Here is a 3,428-nt window from a genome sequence, read left to right as displayed (position 1 = left end):
ACCGAGATTGTTGTTAAGAAACCCGGTTTCTCAGAAAGTTGTATCAATTACGCATCGTAAAGCAACGGTCATCTATTGCGATCCTCTTGAATTAAAATAGTGCTATCTGTTAATCCAAAATCCCTGGGATTAACTCTCGGACGATTACGAATTCTTTGTAGAATTGCTGACTTATGTTGGTTCTCTTGCGTCCGATTTATCATTACTTTGTCAAGATCAAATAATAAGGATTGCGTCAACAGATGAATAACTGCCTCATTAAGAGTAAAATTTTTCTCTGAGGCTAGACACTCAATCTGACTATATAGTTCATCAGGCAAGTTTTCAATCTAAATTTTAGCCATTGTACTCTCAGAATTACTACATTGATTATAGCACTATTTTTCATCAGGTCAATGTGATCATTGTAGGGAAAGCGATCGCACTTTATGGGTGATAATTTTAGGGAAAGCGATCGCATTCTTAAAAAAAGAGCGATCGCGCTTAGGCAAAGATTTCTGGTAAACTGTAGCGCATATATAAATCAAACAGCCTACACTTGTGGAAATAATTCCAAACAAAGCCTTAGTAGTTCGTGGCGGTCGTAATCGCCCAGAAGATATTCAACGAGCCACAGGAACCCACCCTAGCGGTATTACGGGAATTTCTGTAGAATGTGCAGTAGGATTGTCAGTAGCAGAATTAACATTAGCAATCCCTCATGGACAAGTTGGTGTTACCACAGTAGGTGAAGTTCGCTCTTGTGGTGGAGATGTCATCCGTACTTCTGGCAGAAGCCCAAATCATGCAACATTAACTGGCTTAATACCAGAAAAAGCAAGTTTTCTGCTGACACCAACAATTCCTAACCCATCACAACCATCATCCTAAATCGAGTAAAAACATGAGTTATCCCAGAATCTTTGCAGACTTTCATAATGCTGATGAACAGAGTCGCCTTCGCCTAAATTGTGTTGGTACAATTGAAGATTTGAGTCGCCAAAATATTAAGTTACAAAATGGTAAATTGCTCACCCTCTATAGCGAAGAATTAGAAGTTGATGGCGTGGTGCAATATTCTGAAGAGGAAAGTCTTTGGGTTGCAGCAATTGATTGGAAACTTCTAAGACAGGTAGAGGATATGCTTGTTCAAGCAACAGTCTAGTGCGATCGCAACTTAAGAAACCGGGTTTCTCAGATAACTCAAGCATCACCGCCGAGATTTTATTCAGAAACCCGGTTTATCACCCCCATGCGATCGCATTCTTAAAATAAAGAGCGATAGCACTTTATTTATGAGCGATAATTTTAGGGAGAGCGATCGCACTATTAAAAAACAGTGTTCGCATTTTCTGATAATAATTAGGAAAAGTGAACCCGAAACCGGGTTTCTCAGAAAGATGAGCGGATCTCAACCGAGATTGTTGTTAAGAAACCCGGTTTCTCAGCTTTGTTTGGAAAAACTCGTTATAATCTAAGCTATCAATCCTCCTGAGATGTGGCGATGACCATCAAAGAACTCCTCCTCCAAGAAATCGATAGCACCCCTGACGAACTGCTCACCGATCTTCTCAGTTTGGTGCGATCGCCTAAAATATAAACAGCTAACACCCATTATGAGCAACCCATAAACAACAACCCCCGCACAGCTTATGACCCTAAAAGAACAACTTCTACAAGCAATTGAAACTTTGCCGAGCGATCACCTTGCCGAAGTCCTCACTTTTGTTAACTCTCTTCCGGGCAAACCTCGTAACACATCCGCTAGATCCTTTCTCGCTCATCTCAAGACAATCGGCACTTGGTCAGGGGACGATTTCCAAGAATGTTTAGAAGCCGTCCAATACTCACGAGGCGAAATACAATTTGACCACAACCCGAATCCTTTCGAGTAATGTTTCTGCTCGACACAAATCACTGTAGTTACGCTATACTCGGCAACACTCAAGTGCTTGATCGCCTTGCCAATCTTGCGGATGAGTCAATCGCAACTTGCACAATTGTCAAGGGTGAATTGATTGACATGGCGGCTCGATCTCAACAACGACAGGCTAATCTTGCCCTAGTTCAACGTTTCTTGATTGGACTATACATCTACCCCATCGACGAAACCACCGCCGAAATTTACGGCAACCTCAAAGCAGCAGTCTTTGATCGCTATGCCCCACAAGAGCGATCCCAACGCCGTAGAACCAACATAACTCAATTAGGCATCGGTGAAAATGATTTGTGGATTGTCGCTGTTACACTTCAACATCAACTTACTCTAGTAACAACTGATAAAGACTTTCAGCGTATCCAAGCAGTACAGCCATTCGACTTGGAATCTTGGATCTGAACATCGCCCCTATGAATATACGGTTTTTTCACTGTAGTGTATTAAAGCGATCACAGTCTTAAAAAAAGAGCGATCGCACTTTATGGGTGATAATTTTAGGGAAAGCGATCGCGTTTCTTATGAACAAATTTTAATTTTTAAAACTTACGGAAAATAACGATAAAATTCTCGACGATGTAGAACCCGCATCACTTCTATAACATCACCATTAACCTCTATTCCAATACGGTAATCGCCGATACGGATACGATAGCGACAACTGTAACCTTTCATGGCTTTAATGTCAGAAATTTCCTCCAAAGTGTTGATAGCTGCTAGAGTTGTAAACGCAACTTCATAGATGCGTTGGTATGATGTCGAACTCTTAAGTTGCTTCAAGTCTTTTAGAAAAGCCTGACGGTATTGAACTTCCAAAATCATTACTCCTCAAGATAAGCCAAAGCCATCGCTCGATCAAGCAAGGGAGTATTAACAGCTTCATTCATCGCTTTATTCAAACAATAGTCTTCTACCGCTTCCCGAAGTTCCTCCAAGGAAGATTCTTCATCAGGCAAAAGTTGTCGCCATAGAGCAATAGGAATTACCACGGCGATCACCTCTCCATCTTGGCTTGTCAGATATTCAATGTTTAGCATTGTTTCCATTTTAAACTTCAGAAACTATTAGTCATTCTATCTGATCTGCAAATGATACGGCAAGAAGATCTTACGTTCGACCTCTATTAATAGAGTTTGGAAGGGTTGAGGTAATTCAGTCGTGGTAATTTGTGTCATTTTTTTAAGGGTTCATAATCAGATCTATTTCTATTCTATCAATGTGATGATTTTAGGGAAAGCGATGCCGACAGGCGGTGGCTAGGTGATCGCATTCTTAAAAAAAGAGCGATCGCCCTTTCTGCATGATAATTTCTGGGAGTGCGATGCCGACAGGCGGCGGCTACGCCATCGCACTATTAAAAAATAGTGTTCCCATTTTCTGATAATAATTAGGAAAAGTGAACCCGAAACCGGGTTTCTCAGAAAGATGAGCGGATCTCGACCGAGATTGTTGTTAAGAAACCCGGTTTCTCAGAAAGTTGTATCAATTACGCATCGTAAAGCAACGGTCATCT

General features: G+C 41.2%; 5 protein-coding genes. 3 read left to right on the top strand and 2 right to left on the bottom strand.

The window, feature by feature from the left end; all coding sequences use genetic code 11:
* Window positions 1-540: 540 nt before the first annotated feature.
* The 3 genes from PL9214_RS10555 (at window position 541) to PL9214_RS10540 (ending at window position 2,317) form a co-directional block, all read left to right on the top strand.
* Window positions 541-870 (top strand): flavoredoxin, encoded by a 330-nt coding sequence (locus tag PL9214_RS10555; protein WP_072718791.1) that lies wholly within the window; start codon window positions 541-543, stop codon window positions 868-870.
* A gap of 13 nt (window positions 871-883) precedes the next feature.
* Window positions 884-1,144 (top strand): hypothetical protein, encoded by a 261-nt coding sequence (locus tag PL9214_RS10550; RefSeq protein ID WP_072718790.1) that lies wholly within the window; start codon window positions 884-886, stop codon window positions 1,142-1,144.
* Between the two features lie 729 nt (window positions 1,145-1,873).
* Window positions 1,874-2,317, top strand: a complete 444-nt coding sequence (locus PL9214_RS10540; RefSeq protein ID WP_072718788.1) for a type II toxin-antitoxin system VapC family toxin — start codon at window positions 1,874-1,876, stop codon at window positions 2,315-2,317.
* A 144-nt stretch (window positions 2,318-2,461) separates the two neighbouring features.
* Here the strand turns inward: PL9214_RS10540 and PL9214_RS10535 are convergent, their stop codons facing one another.
* Together PL9214_RS10535 and PL9214_RS10530 are read right to left on the bottom strand one after the other, a co-directional pair.
* Window positions 2,462-2,737, bottom strand: coding sequence for a type II toxin-antitoxin system RelE family toxin (locus PL9214_RS10535; protein ID WP_281250320.1), 276 nt, complete (start codon window positions 2,735-2,737; stop codon window positions 2,462-2,464).
* The gene (locus PL9214_RS10530; RefSeq protein WP_245824228.1) at window positions 2,737-2,961 is read right to left on the bottom strand and encodes a RelB antitoxin-like protein; all 225 of its coding nucleotides are present in this window, start codon (window positions 2,959-2,961) and stop codon (window positions 2,737-2,739) included. The genes PL9214_RS10535 and PL9214_RS10530 overlap by 1 nt, the downstream gene beginning before the upstream one ends.
* Window positions 2,962-3,428: the final 467 nt, after the last annotated feature.

The organism is Planktothrix tepida PCC 9214, from assembly GCF_900009145.1.
Classification (GTDB): Bacteria; Cyanobacteriota; Cyanobacteriia; order Cyanobacteriales; family Microcoleaceae; genus Planktothrix; species Planktothrix tepida.
The sequence above is the reverse complement of the archived record's forward strand: the minus strand, read 5'-3'. Positions and strand labels throughout refer to the sequence as shown.

Bases quoted from the DNA above. Each gene is read 5' to 3' on its own strand.
- PL9214_RS10550 (WP_072718790.1), top strand. From the start codon at position 884: ATGAGTTATCCCAGAATCTTTGCAGACTTTCATAATGCTGATGAACAG.
- PL9214_RS10540 (WP_072718788.1), top strand. From the start codon at position 1,874: ATGTTTCTGCTCGACACAAATCACTGTAGTTACGCTATACTCGGCAAC.
- PL9214_RS10535 (WP_281250320.1), bottom strand. From the start codon at position 2,737: ATGATTTTGGAAGTTCAATACCGTCAGGCTTTTCTAAAAGACTTGAAG.
- PL9214_RS10530 (WP_245824228.1), bottom strand. From the start codon at position 2,961: ATGGAAACAATGCTAAACATTGAATATCTGACAAGCCAAGATGGAGAG.